The organism is Mesorhizobium sp. M7A.F.Ca.CA.002.04.1.1 (assembly GCF_004022805.1).
In the GTDB taxonomy this organism is placed as follows: Bacteria; Pseudomonadota; Alphaproteobacteria; order Rhizobiales; family Rhizobiaceae; genus Mesorhizobium; species Mesorhizobium ciceri.
On the sequence record NZ_RZPL01001094.1, the window covers coordinates 1 to 1157 of the forward strand.

Here is a 1157-nt window from a genome sequence, read left to right on the forward strand (position 1 = left end):
GTGCTGGCGGGGCTGATCGGCGGTGGCCTCGCCGCTTTCCTCACCGGCCGTGTCGGCGGCCTGCCGACACCGGAACTGTCGACGCTGACGCTGATTGCGCCTGATTTCACCGCCAAGGCGGTGATCGGGCTGGCACTGCCGCTCTATCTCGTCACCATGGCTTCGCAGAACCTGTCCGGCCTCGCCGTGCTGCGCGCCGCCGGCTACCATCCGGAGCCCGGCCCGCTGATCGGCGTCACCGGCCTGTTTTCGCTGCTGTCGGCGCCGTTCGGCGGCTCGACCACCAATCTGGCGGCGATCTCGGCGGCGATCTGCACCGGGCCGGACGTCCACCCCGACCCCGCCGAGCGCTGGAAGACCGGGCCGTTCTATGCGCTCGCCTATCTCATCTTTGCGATTTTCGGCGCTTCGCTGGTGGCGATCTTCGCGGTGCTGCCACAGAGCCTGATCGTACTGGTGGCGGGCCTGGCGCTGATGGCGTCGCTCGCCAACGCGCTTTCTATCGCGCTGAAGGAAGAGGCGGATCGCATGGCTGCCACCGTCACCTTTGTCGTCACCGCGTCGGGTCTGACGCTGTTCGGCGTTGGCGCCGCATTCTGGGGCCTGATTGCCGGGCTGGTCGTGCTTTTCCTCGATATGATCAAAAAGCGATAAACATTTCAGATGCTTGTCCGGATTTGGCGGACATTGTCTTGAATCGCCGTTTTTCTCTTCCCATTTCGATTCCACGCAGCCGGGTTTGGCTGTCTCCAACCGAAGGAATGGGAGAAAATGAACACATCCGCATTGATCCGTCCGGCCTGGACGCCGGCAACCATCGCGTTGATGGTTGTGGGTTTCATGGTGTTCTGGCCACTCGGCTTCGCCATGCTCGCCTACATCATCTGGGGCGACCGCCTCGATGGCTTCAAGCGTGACGTCAACCGCGCGACCGACGGCATCTTCGCCGGTTGCCGCCGCGGTTCCGACAAGGCCGCGCGCTGGGGCAATGGTTCCGCCCGCACCGGCAACGTCGCTTTCGACGACTGGCGCGAAAAGGAACTTGAGCGGCTGAACGAAGAGCGCCGCAAGCTCGACGAGATGCTGACCCAGTTCGACGAATACGCCCGCGAATTGCGCCGCGCCAAGGACCAGGACGAGTTCGACCGCTTCATGGC

At 64.0% G+C, this 1157-nt stretch carries 2 protein-coding genes; both read left to right on the forward strand.

Features of this window, described 5'->3' with window-relative positions; all coding sequences use genetic code 11:
- Positions 1-654 (forward strand): benzoate/H(+) symporter BenE family transporter (locus ENZ75_RS32420; RefSeq protein WP_206617163.1); only part of this gene is annotated, 654 nt, incomplete at its 5' end.
- Positions 655-771: 117 nt separating this feature from the next.
- Positions 772-1157: DUF2852 domain-containing protein (locus tag ENZ75_RS32425; protein ID WP_128278645.1), on the forward strand; the 386-nt coding region annotated here is incomplete at its 3' end.